This is a genomic window from Acinetobacter sp. ANC 4218 (genome assembly GCF_002135245.1).
Classification (GTDB): domain Bacteria; phylum Pseudomonadota; class Gammaproteobacteria; order Pseudomonadales; family Moraxellaceae; genus Acinetobacter.
Genome location: NZ_NEGD01000023.1, coordinates 14,566 through 32,074, shown reverse-complemented (window position 1 = coordinate 32,074; position 17,509 = coordinate 14,566). Strand labels below are relative to the sequence as shown.

Here is a 17,509-nt window from a genome sequence, read left to right as displayed (position 1 = left end):
TGAATTCTATTTGACCAAGCATTGGCATCTAAATAAGACCAAACGCAAAGTCATAAACAGTTGTGCTGGCGACCATAGCAAGAGTGAACCACCTGATCCCTTCCCGAACTCAGAAGTGAAACCTCTTAGCGCTGATGGTAGTGTGGGATTACCCATGTGAGAGTAAGTCATCGCCAGCTCATTATTCCTAAAAAGCCCCTGCCAAGTGCAGGGGCTTTTTTTTTGCCTAGATTATTAAAACCTTAAAATTATTATTTGATGATGAATGAAATTAGATTCTTTAACGGAATTGATTTTTCTGCTATTTAGATAATTAGATTTTATCTTTTGAGTAAGTTATTAATTTATAAAAATATTTATTAATATTTCGTGAGTATTTTATCGAAAATATAATTAAAAAATTTTAAATTTGTATATTTTTTATGTGTATCTATGATATAAAAATTAAAACGGCACAAAAATTGCTTACAAGATGTGTTTTCATAAATAGCAGTTAAAAAGAGTAGGGTAATATGAAGTTATCGGTTGGATTAAAAGTTGCAAACTCCTTGTCACTGACACCGCAGTTACAACAAGCCATTCGTTTGCTTCAACTTTCTAGTCTTGAATTAGAGCAAGAAATTCAGATTCAACTTGATAGTAACCCCTTACTAGAGAAGGTTGAAGAGCAATCTTCGATTGAAAGTTTATCCACCTTACAAGATCAGGAACGCGATAATAAAGATTTAACGAATGAGCTGAATGCAAACCATCTTCCTGATGATTTACCTGTCGATACTGATTGGGATGATGTCTATACCCATCAACCGACGAGTCTTGGTTCCCCTGAATATGAAGAGCGTGAAGATAACCGTCAGGGACATCTTGGTCTAAAAGAACACATACTTGAACAAATCAATTTGTTGCATTTTTCTGATGTAGATCGCTTGATTGCGCATTGTATTGTTGATTCTTTAGATGAAAAAGGTTTTTTAGATGCTGAAATTGCTGAAATCACGGCATCTGTGCAGCATTTATTGGAAACTATGGATTATGAGGATGAAGTGGAAGATGATGAAGTCCTTGTTGTCTTAAAACATATTCAACATCTGGATCCTCCAGGTGTAGCATCACGTAATCTGGCAGAATGTTTATTGGTACAATTGGAAAGCTTGCCTGCCCATCAAGCTTATCGTCATGAAGCGATAACTTTACTAAATCATTATGAATTATTGATTTCGAATGAATTGCCAAAATTGATCAAACAAACGGGTTTGAATCCTGAACAATTGAAATGTGCAGTTGACTTGTTAAAGACCTTAAAAGCTTATCCGGGAATGGAGTTTGAAGAAAAGGACTCTGATTATCAGATTCCCGATGTGGTGGTCATGAAAAAGAATGATCATTGGCAAGTGCAGTTAAATCAGGATGTTATGCCTAAATTAAGGATCAACTCTTTTTATGCTAGTATGATCAAACGTGCAGATCAAAGTAACGATAATCAATATTTACGCAATCAAATGCTGGATGCCAAAAATTTTATTAAAAGTGTCGATGAGCGTCATAAAACCTTATTAAAAGTGGCCACCTGTATCGTGGAACATCAAAAAAGATTTTTGGAAATAGGTGCTGAAGGGATGAAACCTTTAGTATTGCGCGATATTGCGGAAGAGGTGGAATTGCATGAATCTACAGTTTCTCGGGTGACGACCAATAAATTCATGCTAACTCCGCGCGGCCTGTTTGAACTGAAATATTTTTTTTCCAGTCATGTGGCAACGACTTCAGGTGGGGAGGCATCTTCAATTGCGATTCGGGCAAAAATTAAAAAGTTAATTTCCGAAGAAAATCCACGCAAGCCTTTATCTGACAATATTATTGCCAATTTGTTAAAACAAGATGGCATTGATGTGGCACGTCGAACTGTCGCTAAATATCGAGAGTCGTTACATATTCCTTCATCTTCTGAACGAAAAGTCTTGATCTAATTTTAAAAATCTGATTATTCTAGGGATTCATTATGACAACATAATGAATCTTTTTTTCTTTTAAAGGCGTGGTTGAAATGATTTAAATTGTGAATTGCAGAATTCTGAGTTCTTTCAGCAGATCATTTCGGCTATGACTTTAACTAATCCTAAAGAAGGTGAGGGATAGAATTATGCAAATAACAATTCGTGGTCATCACTTAACTATCACCCCTGCAATTGAAGATAATATTCGTTTAAAATTTGCTGAAATGACCAAACATTTAGATCAGGTCAATAGTATGCAGGTGAAATTGAGCAAAGATCATCAAGTAGATAAACGATCAAGAAAAGGAAGTTTAAATCATATTGCAGAAGCAATTATTCGTGTACCGGGGGCAGAATTGTTTGCACAGGCAACAGCTGATGATATGTATACATCAATAAAAAAATTAACAGAAAAACTTAAAAGACAGTTGCATAAGCATAGGAAAATGCAGGTTGCATCCCCATCTTTAATGGCATAGTTTAGTTGCTGAACAAAAAGAGGTTTTTTATGACCTCTTTTTTTATATATTAAATGTTATAGCTTAATGATTTATTTTTCATATTTATAGTAAAATGGCAGGTTTTTACACCGTTGGTCCTATAAGAGGTCTTTGTGATGAATAGTGAACAGCTCACTGAAATTTTAAAAGCTGCTTTTCCAGAGGCTGAAGTTGCAGTTAGTGGGCAAGGCGGGAAATTTGATCTTCGCATTGTAGATGAACAATTTGAAGGCAAACGTCCGGTGGCACGCCAACAGACAGTTTATGCTCCGTTAAATTCATATATTGCCAGCGGTGAAGTACATGCAGTAACTATTCGTGCAATGACCAAAGAAGAATGGCGTAAAGCAAGCTTATTCGGAGCTTAGAACTAGATGGATAAATTTTTAATTCAGGGCGGTGTTAAGCTCGAAGGTGAAGTGCGTATTTCTGGTGCAAAAAATGCAGCACTTCCATTACTTGCTGCAATGATTCTCCCTGAAACTCCCACCACATTAACCAATGTTCCAAATCTTAAGGATGTGAACACGTTGGTAAAACTGATTGCTGGTTTGGGTGTTCAAATTTCTTATGAAGGCGATACCGTTAAAGCAGATACGTCTACATTAGATAATCAGTTTGCCCCATATGAACTGGTCAAAACCATGCGTGCTTCTATTTTGGTGCTTGGTCCGTTATTGGCGCGCTATGGTAGTGCAAAAGTATCTCTTCCTGGTGGATGTGCCATTGGTTCACGCCCAGTCGATCAACACCTTAAAGCATTAGAAGCTTTGGGTGCTGAAATTGAAGTTGAAGCCGGTTATGTCAATGCCAAAGTCGATGGTCGTCTTAAAGGTGGCGAAGTGGTCTTTGATATGGTGACTGTGGGCGGTACTGAAAATATTCTGATGGCAGCCGTATTGGCCGATGGTGTCACGACTATCCGTAATGCAGCCCGTGAACCTGAAATCACCGATCTGGCAAAAATGCTGATTAAAATGGGTGCGAAAATTGAAGGTTTGGATACTGATACTTTAGTGGTTACCGGTGTTGAGCATTTACATGGCTGTGAATATGCTGTAGTTGCCGACCGTATTGAAACAGGTTCATATTTGGCTGCCGCGGCAATTACTGGTGGTAAAGTAAAAACGACCCATACCGATCCGGCATTACTTGAAGCCGTTTTGGATAAGTTTGAAGAAATGGGTGCGGAAGTGACCCGTGGTGATGACTGGATTGAACTCGATATGATGGGTAAACGTCCAAAAGCTGTTAGTTTCCAGACCCTGCCACATCCAGAATTCCCAACTGATATGCAAGCTCAGCTTATGGCTGTCAACGCGATTGCTCGTGGCTTTGCTACAATTTCTGAAACGATTTTTGAAAACCGTTTTATGCATGTACCTGAATTGGCACGTATGGGCGCAAATATTCAGGTTGAAGGTAACGATGCAGTGGTTACAGGTGTGGAAAAACTTTCAGCTGCTCCTGTAATGGCGACAGATTTACGTGCTTCTTTCTCTTTGGTTCTGGCTGCATTGGCTGCCGAAGGTGAAACCCTGATTGACCGTATTTATCATATTGACCGCGGTTATGAAGATGTTGAAGCGAAGTTACAAGGTTTAGGTGCCCAAATTAAGCGAGTAAGTTAATGAGCGATATGAGAAACGATGATCCAAACTTTGACGTTATGGGTAATTTTGATCATGGTTTAACTTTAGCATTAAGTAAGGGACGTATTTTAAAAGAAACTTTACCTCTGCTAGAAACAGCAGGAATTAATTTACTGGAAGATCCGGATAAATCCCGTAAATTAATTTTCCCAACCACACATAAACAAGTACGTATTTTAATTTTACGTGCCTCTGATGTACCGACTTATGTGGAAAATGGTGCAGCGGATTTGGGTGTTGCAGGTAAAGATGTGCTGATGGAACATGGCGCACAAAATGTATATGAACCATTAGACCTGAAAATTGCCAACTGCAAACTCATGACAGCGGGTAAAGTCGGTATGGTTCGTCCGAAAGGCCGTTTAAAAATTGCCACTAAATATGTGAATCTTACACGTCAATACTATGCCAGCCTGGGCGAGCAAGTTGATGTCATCAAGCTTTACGGTTCGATGGAACTTGCGCCACTGGTTGGTTTAGGTGATTATATTGTTGATGTCGTAGATACGGGTAATACGCTACGTGCCAATGGTTTAGAGCCTTTGGAAGAAATCTGCAAAGTATCTTCACGTTTGATTGTAAATAAAGCCAGCTTTAAACGTAAACAAGCACTGCTTAATCCGATTTTGGCACAGCTTGAAAAAGCAGTGGAAGAACGCGAAAGCAAAAAATAAGCAGCGCTGCATGCTCATTTGAAAAACCGTCATCCTGTGGCGGTTTTTTTATGCCCATTTTTATCATAATGGGTTAAGCCCCGGATTTATTCGATGATTCACAAAGTAATTTCCTATAAAACTATGTGAATAGATGCGTGATAGATACCCACAAAGTCTGGGAAACAAGGTAAACTAAAGTTTTCCTATTAAACCTTGTGGGTAAATTGATGCGACGTTTATCGACTCAAGATCAAAGCTTTAAACAGGCCTTTGCGGACTTGTTGGCTTTTGAGACAGTTAGTGATCCTGAACTTTTAAAAACCGTAGACCAAATCATTGCTGACGTACGTCTGCATGGGGATGCTCATGTTCTTAAACTCACTCAACAGTTCGATCGACATCCAGCGCATCAATTTTCTGATCTAGAACTCACTCAAGAACAACTTAAAACGGCTTTTGAAGGTTTAACTACAGAAGTTCGTGAAGCATTAGAATTGGCTGCAAACCGTATTCGTGAATTCCATCAAGCACAAAAGCAGGATGGTTGGACCTATGTTGATGCTTTGGGAAATACCTTAGGGCAAAAAATTACCCCGCTGGATCGTGTCGGTATTTATGTACCGGGTGGTTTGGCATCGTATCCGTCTTCAGTCTTGATGAATGCCGTGCCTGCGCATGTTGCAGGCGTGCCTGAAATTATCATGGTGGTTCCAGCGCCGAATGGCGAGTTAAATCCATTGGTATTGGCCTCGGCATATTTGGCTGGTGTGCACCGTGTATTTACCATTGGGGGTGCGCAAGCAGTTGCCGCATTAGCTTATGGTACGGAAACCATTCCTTCTGTCGATAAAATTACTGGTCCTGGTAACCGTTTCGTAGCAGCAGCTAAACGTGCGGTATTTGGTCAAGTCGGTATTGACATGATTGCAGGACCATCCGAAATTTTGGTATATGCAGAAGGTCAGAATAACGCGAAATGGCTGGCAATGGATTTATTGTCACAAGCTGAGCATGATACAGTTGCACAAGCGATTTTTATCACCCCAGATGAGCAGCTTTTAAACGACGTTGAACAGGCGATTGAAGAACATTTGGCGGCTTTGCCAAAAGCTGAAATTGCTCGTACTTCAATTGCTAACCGTGGGGCATTGGTTTTGGTGAAAGATCGTCAGGAAGCGATTGACCTCATCAATCAGGTCGCGCCAGAACATTTAGAGCTTTGCCTGGATGAAGCTGAGAAAATGTCGGAAAATATTCGCCATGCCGGTGCCATCTTCATGGGACGTTATACGCCTGAAGCGATTGGTGATTACTGTGCCGGTCCTAACCACGTATTACCAACATCGGGCACAGCGCGTTTTTCATCACCACTCGGGGTGTATGATTTCCAGAAGCGTTCCAGCCTGATCATGTGTTCGCAAGAAGGCGTGAAAACTTTAGCGAAAACAGCCGATATCTTGGCGCAACAGGAAAACCTGGATGCCCATGCACGTGCAGCACGTTATCGTTATCAGTAATGAATCATAGGCTAGATAGAAAAAATCTGGTTTTCTAAAATTATAAACCTCTCCCTAACCCTCTCCTGAAAGGAGAGGGGAACTCATATGATGAGAATGACTTTGACGTTTGATTCTATCTTCATGAGGTGTAGATTCCGCTCCCTGAGTGAGCTTTAAAGATTGCTTTAAAGCAAAGCGCAAGAGAGGTTAGGAGAGGGAAATAAGAGAAAATAAAATGTCGACCATGACCACTGAAAAAATGCGTTTTTGGAGTCCTGAAGTACGTGAACTCGAACCTTACGTACCCGGTGAACAACCCAAAATCCAAAACTTATTAAAACTCAATACCAATGAAAATCCCTATCCGCCATCACCAAAAGTGGTCGAAGCGGTTCAAGCGGTATTGGCCAATTCAGCAGATGTATTACGTTTATATCCTGATCCAGATGCTTCCGAGCTAAAACAGGCGATTGCTAAACAACAAAAAGTTGCTGTTGAAAATGTCTTTGTGGGCAATGGTTCTGATGAAGTCTTGGCACATATTTTTAAAGCATTTTTTGTCCAAGAGTTGCCAGTGCTTTATCCGGACATTACCTATAGTTTTTATCCGGTTTACAGTCAGTTCTTTGGGGTAAAAACCAAAGTTTTGCCATTGAATGATGATTTTGAAATTGTGGTGGATGATTATAAACAAGCCAATGGCGGGATTATTATTACCAATCCGAATGCGCCGACCAGTATCGCACTGGGTTTGTCAGCCATTGAAGATGTGCTTCAGGCCAATCCAGATTCAGTGGTCGTCATTGATGAAGCTTATGTGGATTTCGGTGCTGAATCGGCGGTAAAACTGGTTGAGAAATACGATAACTTGGTGGTTTGCCAAACTACATCTAAGTCTCGTTCACTGGCGGGATTACGTGTCGGTTTTGCCATTGCACAGCCACATCTCATCGCTGCCCTTGAAGCGGTGAAGAACAGTTTTAACTCTTATCCGATCGATCGTTTTGCGATTGCAGCAGCTGTAGCATCTTTTGAAGATCAAGAATACTTCGAAGCGCAAAATGAGAAAGTGATTGCAAGCCGTGAAAAGTTGGTTGCCCAATTGGCTGAGCTTGGCTTTAAAGTTTTGCCATCGAGTGCAAACTTTATTTTTGCGTCATTAGCGAGTAGAGATGCAGCTGAGCTTGCTGCTGAATTGCGCGAACGTGGCATTATCGTACGTTATTTTAATAAGCCCCGTATCAACCAGTTCCTGCGTATTACCATTGGTACCGACGAGCAAAACCAGCGTTTAGTCGATACCTTGAGAAATGATATTTTAGCTTAATTAAACACCTCCCTTGCGGAGCAGTGCTCCTCACCTTTTATAAAGGGAGGAGGGATTTGAAGTCAAAAAAGCGATTCTCAGGAATCGCTTTTTTGTTGATTTGGCTTATACCAGGTATTAAGCAAATCCAGCATGGCAGACACTTTATCAAAACATTCCTGATATTCGGCATCGCAATCTGATGCAATGGTGATCCCTCCGCCAGCCCAAACAGAAATATCATTCTGATATTTTTGAATTGAGCGAATCAAAATATTCCATGAACCTGTACCATCAAAATTAAAATACCCCATCGAACCACAGTAGGCACCACGTGGAGCACCTTCAAGTTCCTCTATAATTTGCATGGCACGAATTTTGGGAGCGCCTGTGATTGAACCGCCCGGAAGAGCTGACATCAGAACGTGAAAAGGATTGATATCTTGCCTTAATCTAGCAGTGACTTCACTCACCATATGATGAACTTGATTAAATGACTCAATTTCAAAAAGTTTTGGTGTTTTAACAGAGCCTGTTTCAGCGTATACGCTCAAATCATTACGCAGTAAATCAACAATCATTACATTTTCGGCTTGGTCTTTTTTAGAGTGAATTAAGCTTTGCTTGGATTGCTCATCTTGCGCAACATCTGAATATCTGGGCATAGTGCCTTTAATCGGTTTTGTGGTGATTTTCCGATTTGCTTCAAACTTGATAAACAGTTCGGGAGAGCAGCTTAATAATTCAAAATCATTGATTTTGAGATAACCTGAATAAGGTGCATCAGTCAATTGCCAAAACGCTTCTGCTGTATCTAACAACAAACCTTGTGCTTTGGTTGTAAATTCTTGAGTTAAATTAATTTGATAACAGTCACCTGCCCGAATGTAATCTTGAATCTGATTAAAGGCATTCACATACTGTTTTTTAGTCCAGCGTGCGGTACAAGGTCGAGTGAGGGTGAAATTTTGATTTTCTTTACTTGGCTTGTTTTTGTTTTGCAAGGCATTTTGAAGTACCTGAAAGATCGCTTCAGCCTCATGTTCATGACTAAAAAAGGTCCAGCCTTGATCGGTCAGTTTAATATAGCTGCAATAAATGCCTAAAAATAAAGAGGGCTGGTTCTTGGATTGAATATTGACGTGTTGTTGGGCAGCTTCATCATAACTGATAAAACCGATTAAACCACCATTGAAATCGGAGGTGTGATTTTGCAAATCCTGCTTAAAAAATTGATTGAAATCAATTGGTTCATTTTTTTGTTGATATTTGTTTAACGATGTTCTGGTAAATTTCTGAATTTTGTTATTTTGCATCAGCATATATTCAGAAGCCAAAATTGCAATGACAGGTTGCTTTACATTTTTTAAGTAAACCACATGGTTAAGATGCGATAAGCATAAAAGAATTTCAGTAGGATTAAGCTGTTGCTTGGTTAGCAATTTTTGAAAAAAAACAGGCTCATTCATACGACGTGACTTAATAAATTCGATACATAGATGGTCTATTCTATAACATTGTTGATGCATAAAAACTGTAAATACCGTTTATCGGTAACATGCAGATTGCGACCAACAGCAGTTGAACAAAAAATGACACAGAGATAACTTAGCTAGGGCAAACCAGCTGCTCAAGGAAAGCCTCACTATTGTCAAAAAATAAAAAACAATTAGTGAAATCGAGTAGTTAACAATCAAAAAAATAATACTCTTGGGAGAGTACGAAATGAAAAAATTTACTAAACTTGCTTTAGTTTCTTCATTAGCAATCAGCGCAAATGCGATGGCAATGCAAGCAATGGATGATACTTCATTGGGTGCTACTACTGGTCAAGATGGTTTAAGCATTGGGATCGGTATTTCAAAAATCGAAATCGAAAAATTATTCATTCACGATAACGATGGTTTAGCTGCAGCTGGAACAGCAGGTCAACCTGGTTTTGGTGGTACTGGTGCAGCTGGTGCAATTTATATTAAAGGAAATGGGACTGGTGCTACTGCAACTAATGGTATTGTAATTGGTGCAAACTACGATAATAGCGGTGCTTATTTACTTGCTAGCCGTAACTTGGCAGACTTAACAATTGACTCAGATGCAGGTGGCGGCAATCCATTCATCAACATCGCTGCACAAGTATCAGGCCTAGATATTAACATCGGCGAGATTGGTGTAGTTGGATCGGCTGCTGCTCCAGCTGCTGGTGCAGCAAATATCCGCCGTGGTGGTACCGGCACTGAAAACGCGATTCTATCAGGTCTTTCTGTAAAAACTGGTCAAATGGCTGCAAACATCCAATTAGGTGCTGCACCGCAAGGCGCAATGATTAAGTTGAATACAACTATGGTTGGTGGTTTAGAGATCACAAATTTGGGTATCTTGGATAACTCAACCAAAACTGCAACGCGTGCAGCCGGTGAAATTTTTGTTGAGAGCATCAAGGTTGCAGATGCAAACTCTACAAATTTAACACTTAATCAATCTATCAGTGTGTTTGGTGAAGAAGGTGCTAATAAAGGTTATGTACGTATTGTGAGCACAAGTGGCGCGCACGATAATTACGTTAAAGCCATTCATTTGGGTAGCAAGACTGCTGCTTCTATCGGTGATGTAGAAGTTCAAGGTATGCAAACTTACTTCAGCCCAGCGCAAGGTCAATATGTACCAGGCGCGATCATTACAATTCGCGGTCACTAAGTTTCCGTGTCAAAAAGCGCGTGTTTACACGCGCTTTTTTTTACAAAAATAATGTTAAATTTTTCAAATAAACTAAAAAAAAGCTGTTTTTTTTTATAAAAAAGGTTATCTTCCTTTTTACATGGATGTAGAGTAATAACTCTAGAAAAATAATGAGCAAAGGCACGTCATGCCGATAACTAGAAAAGTCAGAAGATATGTTAGAGATCGCGTTAGGCTCGGCATTGATGTATTACGCTGCCAAAGAAGCCTTTGAAATTAAAAAAAAGCCAGCGGAAGCTGTGTATTACACTGAAACCTTAGACTCTCGCCAAGATTCATTCACTCGAATGCATAGAGAAGCAGTCCTCATTAAACCTGCTGTAGAAGATCAATTTAGGGGTATTGTACGTCAAGCTTATGACTATAGCTGTGGATCAGCAGCATTAACGACCTTGTTAAATGGTTATGTTGATGTTGGTGTAACTATGACAGAACAACAAGTTATGAATGGTTTGCTTAAATTTGGTGAGACCGAGAAAATCGTTGAGCGACGTAGTTTTTCCTTACTTGATATGAAACGCTTTGTCGGAGCAATCGGTTTCGAAAGCGGGGGATATAAAGGCGAATTTTCCGATTTAGTGAAACAGGGACAACCAGCCATTGTGCCAATTTCTTATGCAGGATTTAAACATTTTGTGGTGTTTAAAGCATACAAGAATGGCCGTGTTTATGTAGCTGATCCTGCAGTGGGTAATATTAGTTTCGATGAAACACGTTTCAAAGATATCTGGGAAAACAACACCCTATTTTTAATTAATGTCGCACCTGAAAAGAGAAAAAGTTTATTAGCACTTCAGGATACAGACTTACGACATGTCGAAGATGCAACCGTTAATCGCTATGCTTTCGTTAACATGCAATATCCGCAGTTCTATATGGATAAAATTGCCGATAAGGCATCAACGATTCGTTTAGACAAGAATTTAAATGAAGACTCGGAAAAATTTGGGGAATCGACATATAATTTTTTACGTCTTTATTACAAAAGTAAATAAAGTATAAAAGTAAGTAGATTAAAAAAATAAAAATGGTGGGATGGAATATGAATCGTAAATGGATGAACAAAACTTTATTGGCTTTGAGTGTTCAAATGGCAATAGGGGTGGTATATGCAGCTGAAGAACCGGCACTCGGAGAATACGAGGTTGTAGATCAGCAGGAAACAGAAGTTCAATCTACAGCATCACAGTCTGCAAATGTACAACCTGAAGTAACCGCAAATGTTCAAGTGGAAGAATCAGCACTCGGTGAATATGAAGTGGTTGATGAACAGGTTGACGAGCCAGCAGCAACCTCATCTGCCGATAGTGCTCCAGCGGCACAGCCACAACCTGTTAATGCAAATGAGCAAGCTTCTTCTGCTTTACAGCAGCAAGAAGGGGATGCAAGTAAAGAAGCTAACTTACAAGAAGTCTTTACCTCAAATGAAAGACAATATTCTTTAATTAAAAAAGGTGAGATTTCATCTTATTACGATATTGATTATACCTATTATCGTGATACACAGATTGATGCTGAAATGGCGAGTGGACAACTGTATCAACTCCGTGTTCAAGAAAATGCGACTCACTCTGTTACCAATACATTTACTGCGCAGTATGGCATTCTAGATAATTTAACCTTTACGGCTTCAGTACCTTTAGTCGCTAAAACAGATTTATTAAAAGATACTTCTACAGCAGGTCTAGGTGATATTTCTTTTGGTACGCGTTGGGAGCCTTTCCCTCTAAAAGCTGGCAGACTACCCCTGATCTTATTCGGTAATATTTCTACTAAAACTGGTGATAGTCCTTATGAAATTAATGCGACTAATGATCTAGCAACTGGTAAAGGTTATTACTCTGCTGGGATTGGTGCAAGTACGCGTAAATATATCGATCCAGTGGTATTGTTTGCTTCCGTATCTGCCAATTATGGCTTTAAAGAAACGGGTTTAAATCAACGTCGTGGTTTACGAGTACTGGATGAGTTTCAACCTGGGATCAGTGGAGGTTTTGCTTTAGGTTTTGCCTATTCATTTAACTATGATGTGTCTATGACGATGTCATATCAGCAAAGTTTTAATACCGGTTCAGAATTTACTTATACTTCGGGTGAGAGTTATTCACCAGCTGACCAGACCAGCTCCACTTTAGCAATTTCATTGGGTGTTCGTGTTTCACCTGAAACTATTGTCAATGGGACTGTGGGTATAGGCCTGACAGAAGATGCGCCAGATGTATCTTTAGGTTTGTCATTCCCACTGGATATTTTAGGTTTCGGTAAGAAACTACGCTAAGAGGGTAGTCGTATGTATAAGATTCGACTTCGCCCGTTAGCTGCAGCAATTATCGTTTCGGGCTGTTCAAGTGCAACTTTCGCTCAATTAGGTACTAACTTATCTGTTGATGTCAGATCATTGAGTATGGGAAATGCGGTTACTGCAGATCCTCCTGGTATTAGTGCAATTCATTTTAACCCTGCAGCCTTGACCAAAATTGAAGGTTTGCAAACCGATGTGCAGGGGATTCTTGCTAATTTTGATATTCAACGGGAATTTTCTGTTCCTGCTGGTTATAACGTATTTGGCTATTCAGATGACCCGATGGTGTGTAATGACGGGCCAGAGATTTCTTCCGATTTATGTACAGACTTTAAAGGCACAGTGAATGGGGATGTTGAATACGTCAGTCTATACGTCCCAGTATTAAAAAAAATGGTGGATCTTGGTGAAGGTCTACCCATGGCTGCACCTACAGCAGGCATTGCTTACAATCCACCAGGTTCAAAAACAACTTTTGCAACTGCAATGTATGCACCTTTGGTTGCCGGTTTTGGTGCGGAAAATGGTAATCCTGCGAATTACATGGGGCAACAGGTTGCTCTAGAAAGGATTACCTATTTATCTCCATCTATTGCCTATCAAGTGAATGATGAGTTATCCGTGGGTGCTTCTATAGGTATGTCATATCAAGCCATTGGTTTAAAAACGGATTTGCGTTTTCCCAATGAATTAATTGGTATGTTACGAATGATTGATGAAGTCGTTTGTACACCTTTTAAAGAAAACTCGGACATTATTACTGACATTCTGTTGTTAGGTATATGTAATGCCCAAGAAGGTATGAACCCATTTGGCAGGTTCGGGCAAATGCAGCTTGCTCTGGAACAATCACTTAGCCCAAGTTATAACCTGGGCGTATTGTGGGAACCGACTGAGGATTTTAGCTTTGGTATGGTATATCAAAGTGCGGCAAAAATGCGTTTGAAAGGTAAATATCACATTGATAACGCAAAGGCACCACGTGAGCTGATCAATGGTTTAATGTCATCTCCTACAGGTCAAATTCTTGCGGCAATTTTGGGGTTTCCTAATAATATTCCTGCAAGTGAGTCAGGTCTGGTTTCAATGGATTTTGAATATCCAGCCCATTTTCAAGCAGGAATAAAATATAAGCTTTTACCTGATTTACAAGTCAATTTTGATGTGGGCTGGACAGATTATAAAGCGTGGGACAAGTTTAAATTTGAATTTGACCGACAAATTTCAGCATTAAAAATTGCCAAATTACTTTCTGAAAATATTGGTGATTCTTCTCTGGCACTTCCACTGGAATTTACTTCACCTTGGAATTATGGGATAGGTCTGGAATATTCTGCAACAGATCGTCTGAAATTACGTGCCGGATATGAACCGCGTACTAGTGCAATTCCTGATAATAAGCGAAATACAATGGTGCCGATTAACAATGCACAATTGTTTGGCTTGGGGGTAGGTTATCGTTTCGATGCAGATACCGATCTGGATTTATCGATTGGTTTCTTACGCAGTAAAGATAACATTCCAGCAAATACCAGTAGTTTAGCAAACCAAACGGGTGTGAATAATATTCTACTAAATCCATATGCAGGTTTAAATGTTAAAACGAATACCAAAGTCACAATTTTAGGCTTGAACTATAGAACACGATGGTAGAGAAATTGAAAATAATGAAAGGGAATTTATGTGTGAAATCGATACTTACGCTATGTGTGGTGCAGGTATCTTTTTCTCATGCGGGAGAGTTTTACACCATTATTGGGCCAGATGGTAGGCTTATGGTCGTGCAACAAAAATCTGCGCCCAAAAATAAAGAAACTGAAGGAAGTAAATCTTCCTCAGTAGAGGTGAGAGTTCAAGAAACTCACTCGGTCACTCATTCCGCCAATAATCAGCCAGACATCAAGGTTATTGCAACTCAAACTACACCATTATCGCAATTACCGGTGAAAAATAAAGTAGCAGTCCAAAGCCCTACAAAAAAAGCTTCTACCCAAGTGAATACCGCTAAAATAACGCAAGCGACCTATGTAAAACCTGAAACTGAGAAAAAGCAAAAAGTTTTAGCGCAGCCTCAACCCCTGCCTAAAAAGGTGGAAGAAATCGTACCTCTCGCTACCAGTACGCCTAAAGAACTGAAAGAAGCTAAAGATGCAGAAAACTATGTCACGGTTGATGGTACGCAATATATAAAAAATGAATACCTGGAAGACAAGGAATTTAATCTGGAAGGGAAAAAACGTTTTTATGCTATGCCTGAAGGCATCATTGATACCAAACATGGAGCGACACGCTTACAAATGGTCGAGCGTGAAAAAGGGCTGAGTAAATCCCTACTGCAATCATTTTTTAAAAAGAATCAAAAACAGGATAGTGGTCCTATTATCTTGTCATCGACTTATTACCGGGTTTCCCAGGCTGATGCCGTGAATAGTTTAGGTCAACAATGTATTCAGTACAAAAAAATTAAAAATGCGAAAACAGTCAGTCTGGATAAGGAAGTCAATGTCTGGCCACGTGCACCATTAAAAGAGCATTTTGATTTTGAAATTGTGAAGATTTCCAATGCAATTCAGAATGTGCAGATTAACTCGTATGCTTCGCGACAACAGAATCCGACCTTTTATTGGCCATTTGTGGTTTTTCTAGATACCAATGGATGTGTACTTGAGGGAGCAGGAGGCTTTAAAAATCATGAAACTGCCGAGTCATTTACTAGCCATGAAAAAATTGAAGGAATCATTCATATTCCTTCTCAAAGCCGATATATGTTGTTGACTCCTTTAGCCAGTGCGATAGATCTAGAAAACAAAGCACTCACCAATCAGGGTCAATTAAAATTAATAGCAATTCGCTAAGGATATAAGAAGAGAACTCGGATGAAAAATAAATATTTACTCCCTTTTGCCCTCACCACATTGATGGCAGCTTTAACGGGGTGTGGTGGTGAAAGTGCCAATGTTATTCCTGAAGTTTATGAAGGTAGTACAACGAATGGAACGTGTACGATAGGTGCTAGTGGATGTCTTGGATTTGCCTTGGATTATCCATTAAATGGATTAAATTTTACTTGTAGTAGTGATACTAAAAATAGCTTTGTAACCACTTTAGATTTGAAAGATGGGGCAGCAACTGGGGCATGTAAAGTCGGTGACAAAATTACTTTCTTCCTGAAGGGGGAAAAAGATAAGCAAATTAATTTGGGAACGCTAGACCTAAATAAAATTGCCAAGGTAAGTACTTCACAATTGCCTCGTTTGACTATTTTGGACATTGCCTCCGGAATTTCCGGTACATCAGCTAAGTCTCTGGATGCCAGTGATAGCACAGTGAAGGTCGCTATGCGGTTGGCAAAAATATTACAGGCACTTGCGCTACAAAATGGGGGGATTGCTGATCCAGCCGATATTCAAGCCTTATATATTACGGATCAAATGCGTGTAGATTTGGAGAGAATCAGTCAGTCAATTCCTCAAGAAACCTTTGCAAATACCACAGATTCCGATTTTGAATTATTGATCCAACCTTGGATTAATATTTCAAATATAACCAATGAGCAGGCATTTTCTACTGTCAGTATGTTGATGAATATTGCGAATGCCGGGGTATATCAACCGGAATTTTCATTATTTTCAACCTCTGGAGTGATTAGTAGTTTAAGTGGTTCAGATGGTTTAGTTGGTTGTAATAAAGATACGTGTAATCCTCAGGACAGCTCAACGCAGCATCTGTTAGGACATTTCATGTTGATTACCGATCGTGACGGTTATACTTTTGGTAGTGGCATACAATGGCGTGGTCCAGGCATCAGTGGCACTTCGACATTAGGTGGATTAAATACCAAATTGCTGACCACCACCCGACCGATTCGAATGACTGCAAATGCACAAGAGCATTGGATTAATCCGGTAACCAAGAAAATTGATCAAAATTTTGATTTTCAGGTCGATCAAGTCACCACACCTTTAAGTATTTATCAGGGAACTTTATATAATGATTATATGATTGCCGGCAAAGAAGCATTCTATAAGTTGCTTACTAGGAAAACAGAAGTCACTGCAGCTGATAAGCTGGATTTTGGTCTATGGAGGCAGACCATTGGTAGCGAAAATTTTAATGGTACACTCGATTTATATAAAACCTTTCCTATCACTTATCTAGATAAAAGGGTTTTCAAATCCATTAATAATGTGAAATCTGGCGAAGCTTATATATTCCCGATGTACGCAAATTTGACCTTTAAATTTACCGATACCAGTGTGAAAGATGTTGTATTGGGAATAGTGATTGATGAAAAAGGCAACATTCGAACCAATATGAAGCCTAGTTATACTGAAGATGATATGAGTACTGCTTTGGATCAGGAGTTGGTTTTAGGAAAAAGTGCTTGTGATACCACAGGCTTTAATTCATCCACTTATATAGACCAGTATGGAGTTCAACAATACCGGATTGGTACAGTTTCTCGTGCTTTCACCAATGATAAGAATATTTCCTTGCGTATGGTATTGGCAAATACAAACTTGAAAAAAATTGACGGTGCTTTAGTGGGAATGAATACCAATATCAAGACTTCAACATCTGGAGATAGTATTGTGGTGGGTGGTGCTTTACTTAATGTAGCTAACTTATTAAATCTTACTTCGGGTACAGCTGATATTACATTTAAAGACTCTGCTGTTGGTACGGTAAAATGGGCAAACTCATTATCAAGTTTCCAGAAAGTTTATAATACCAATAATACATCGCACACTTCTCAAGATGCAGATCTTGCGAAGTTAAGTGGAGGCAGTTTAACTTTTGCTTTGGCTCCGTGTTATACAGTCAAAAAGAAGTAAGCAAAAAATAAGGCCCATCATATGATGGG

General features: G+C 39.5%; 14 protein-coding genes and 1 rRNA gene. 14 read left to right on the top strand and 1 reads right to left on the bottom strand.

The features are described 5' to 3' along the window. Nucleotides 1-64 precede the first annotated feature (64 nt). The 8 genes from rrf (at nucleotide 65) to hisC (ending at nucleotide 7,628) form a co-directional block, all read left to right on the top strand. Nucleotides 65-179, top strand: a 5S ribosomal RNA gene (gene rrf, locus B9T38_RS16005). A gap of 333 nt (nucleotides 180-512) precedes the next feature. Continuing rightward, a complete protein-coding gene (locus B9T38_RS16000; protein ID WP_086197708.1) occupies nucleotides 513-1,967 on the top strand; it encodes an RNA polymerase factor sigma-54 in 1,455 nt (484 codons plus the stop codon). 173 nt (nucleotides 1,968-2,140) lie between these two features. Further along, nucleotides 2,141-2,473: a ribosome hibernation-promoting factor, HPF/YfiA family gene (hpf, locus tag B9T38_RS15995; protein ID WP_086197707.1), complete on the top strand. Its 333-nt coding sequence runs from the start codon at nucleotides 2,141-2,143 to the stop codon at nucleotides 2,471-2,473. Nucleotides 2,474-2,610: 137 nt separating this feature from the next. Further along, a complete protein-coding gene (gene ibaG / locus B9T38_RS15990) occupies nucleotides 2,611-2,862 on the top strand; it encodes a BolA family iron metabolism protein IbaG (RefSeq protein WP_004650949.1) in 252 nt (83 codons plus the stop codon). A gap of 6 nt (nucleotides 2,863-2,868) precedes the next feature. Then, nucleotides 2,869-4,125 (top strand): UDP-N-acetylglucosamine 1-carboxyvinyltransferase, encoded by a 1,257-nt coding sequence (murA, locus tag B9T38_RS15985; RefSeq protein ID WP_086197706.1) that lies wholly within the window; start codon nucleotides 2,869-2,871, stop codon nucleotides 4,123-4,125. Beyond that, on the top strand, nucleotides 4,125-4,820 hold the full coding sequence (gene hisG, locus B9T38_RS15980; protein ID WP_086197705.1) for an ATP phosphoribosyltransferase: 696 nt from the start codon (nucleotides 4,125-4,127) through the stop codon (nucleotides 4,818-4,820). The genes murA and hisG overlap by 1 nt, the downstream gene beginning before the upstream one ends. A gap of 197 nt (nucleotides 4,821-5,017) precedes the next feature. Next, nucleotides 5,018-6,319 carry a histidinol dehydrogenase gene (hisD, locus tag B9T38_RS15975; RefSeq protein WP_171263261.1) on the top strand — a complete coding sequence of 434 codons (1,302 nt, stop codon included), beginning with the start codon at nucleotides 5,018-5,020 and terminating at the stop codon, nucleotides 6,317-6,319. 217 nt (nucleotides 6,320-6,536) lie between these two features. Further along, nucleotides 6,537-7,628, top strand: coding sequence for a histidinol-phosphate transaminase (gene hisC / locus B9T38_RS15970; protein WP_086197703.1), 1,092 nt, complete (start codon nucleotides 6,537-6,539; stop codon nucleotides 7,626-7,628). Between the two features lie 77 nt (nucleotides 7,629-7,705). On the opposite strand, the gene pabB is transcribed toward hisC, so the two are convergent. Then, nucleotides 7,706-9,076: an aminodeoxychorismate synthase component I gene (pabB, locus tag B9T38_RS15965; RefSeq protein WP_086197702.1), complete on the bottom strand. Its 1,371-nt coding sequence runs from the start codon at nucleotides 9,074-9,076 to the stop codon at nucleotides 7,706-7,708. A 256-nt stretch (nucleotides 9,077-9,332) separates the two neighbouring features. Here pabB and filA point away from each other — a divergent pair, with 256 nt between their 5' ends. The 6 genes from filA to filF all read left to right on the top strand — a co-directional run bounded on the left by filA (nucleotide 9,333) and on the right by filF (nucleotide 17,480). Next, nucleotides 9,333-10,301 carry a putative pilus system protein FilA gene (gene filA / locus B9T38_RS15960; protein WP_086197701.1) on the top strand — a complete coding sequence of 323 codons (969 nt, stop codon included), beginning with the start codon at nucleotides 9,333-9,335 and terminating at the stop codon, nucleotides 10,299-10,301. 197 nt (nucleotides 10,302-10,498) lie between these two features. Continuing rightward, nucleotides 10,499-11,338: a putative pilus system C39 family peptidase FilB gene (gene filB / locus B9T38_RS15955; protein ID WP_086197700.1), complete on the top strand. Its 840-nt coding sequence runs from the start codon at nucleotides 10,499-10,501 to the stop codon at nucleotides 11,336-11,338. A 47-nt stretch (nucleotides 11,339-11,385) separates the two neighbouring features. Then, complete coding sequence (gene filC / locus B9T38_RS15950) at nucleotides 11,386-12,621, top strand: putative pilus system protein FilC (protein ID WP_086197699.1); 1,236 nt, start codon at nucleotides 11,386-11,388, stop codon at nucleotides 12,619-12,621. Nucleotides 12,622-12,633: 12 nt separating this feature from the next. Continuing rightward, the gene (filD, locus tag B9T38_RS15945) at nucleotides 12,634-14,298 is read left to right on the top strand and encodes a putative pilus system OmpP1/FadL family transporter FilD (RefSeq protein ID WP_086197698.1); all 1,665 of its coding nucleotides are present in this window, start codon (nucleotides 12,634-12,636) and stop codon (nucleotides 14,296-14,298) included. 32 nt (nucleotides 14,299-14,330) lie between these two features. Continuing rightward, complete coding sequence (gene filE, locus B9T38_RS15940; protein ID WP_251992260.1) at nucleotides 14,331-15,500, top strand: putative pilus assembly protein FilE; 1,170 nt, start codon at nucleotides 14,331-14,333, stop codon at nucleotides 15,498-15,500. Nucleotides 15,501-15,521: 21 nt separating this feature from the next. After that, nucleotides 15,522-17,480: a putative pilus system protein FilF gene (gene filF / locus B9T38_RS15935; RefSeq protein WP_086197696.1), complete on the top strand. Its 1,959-nt coding sequence runs from the start codon at nucleotides 15,522-15,524 to the stop codon at nucleotides 17,478-17,480. Nucleotides 17,481-17,509 lie beyond the last annotated feature (29 nt).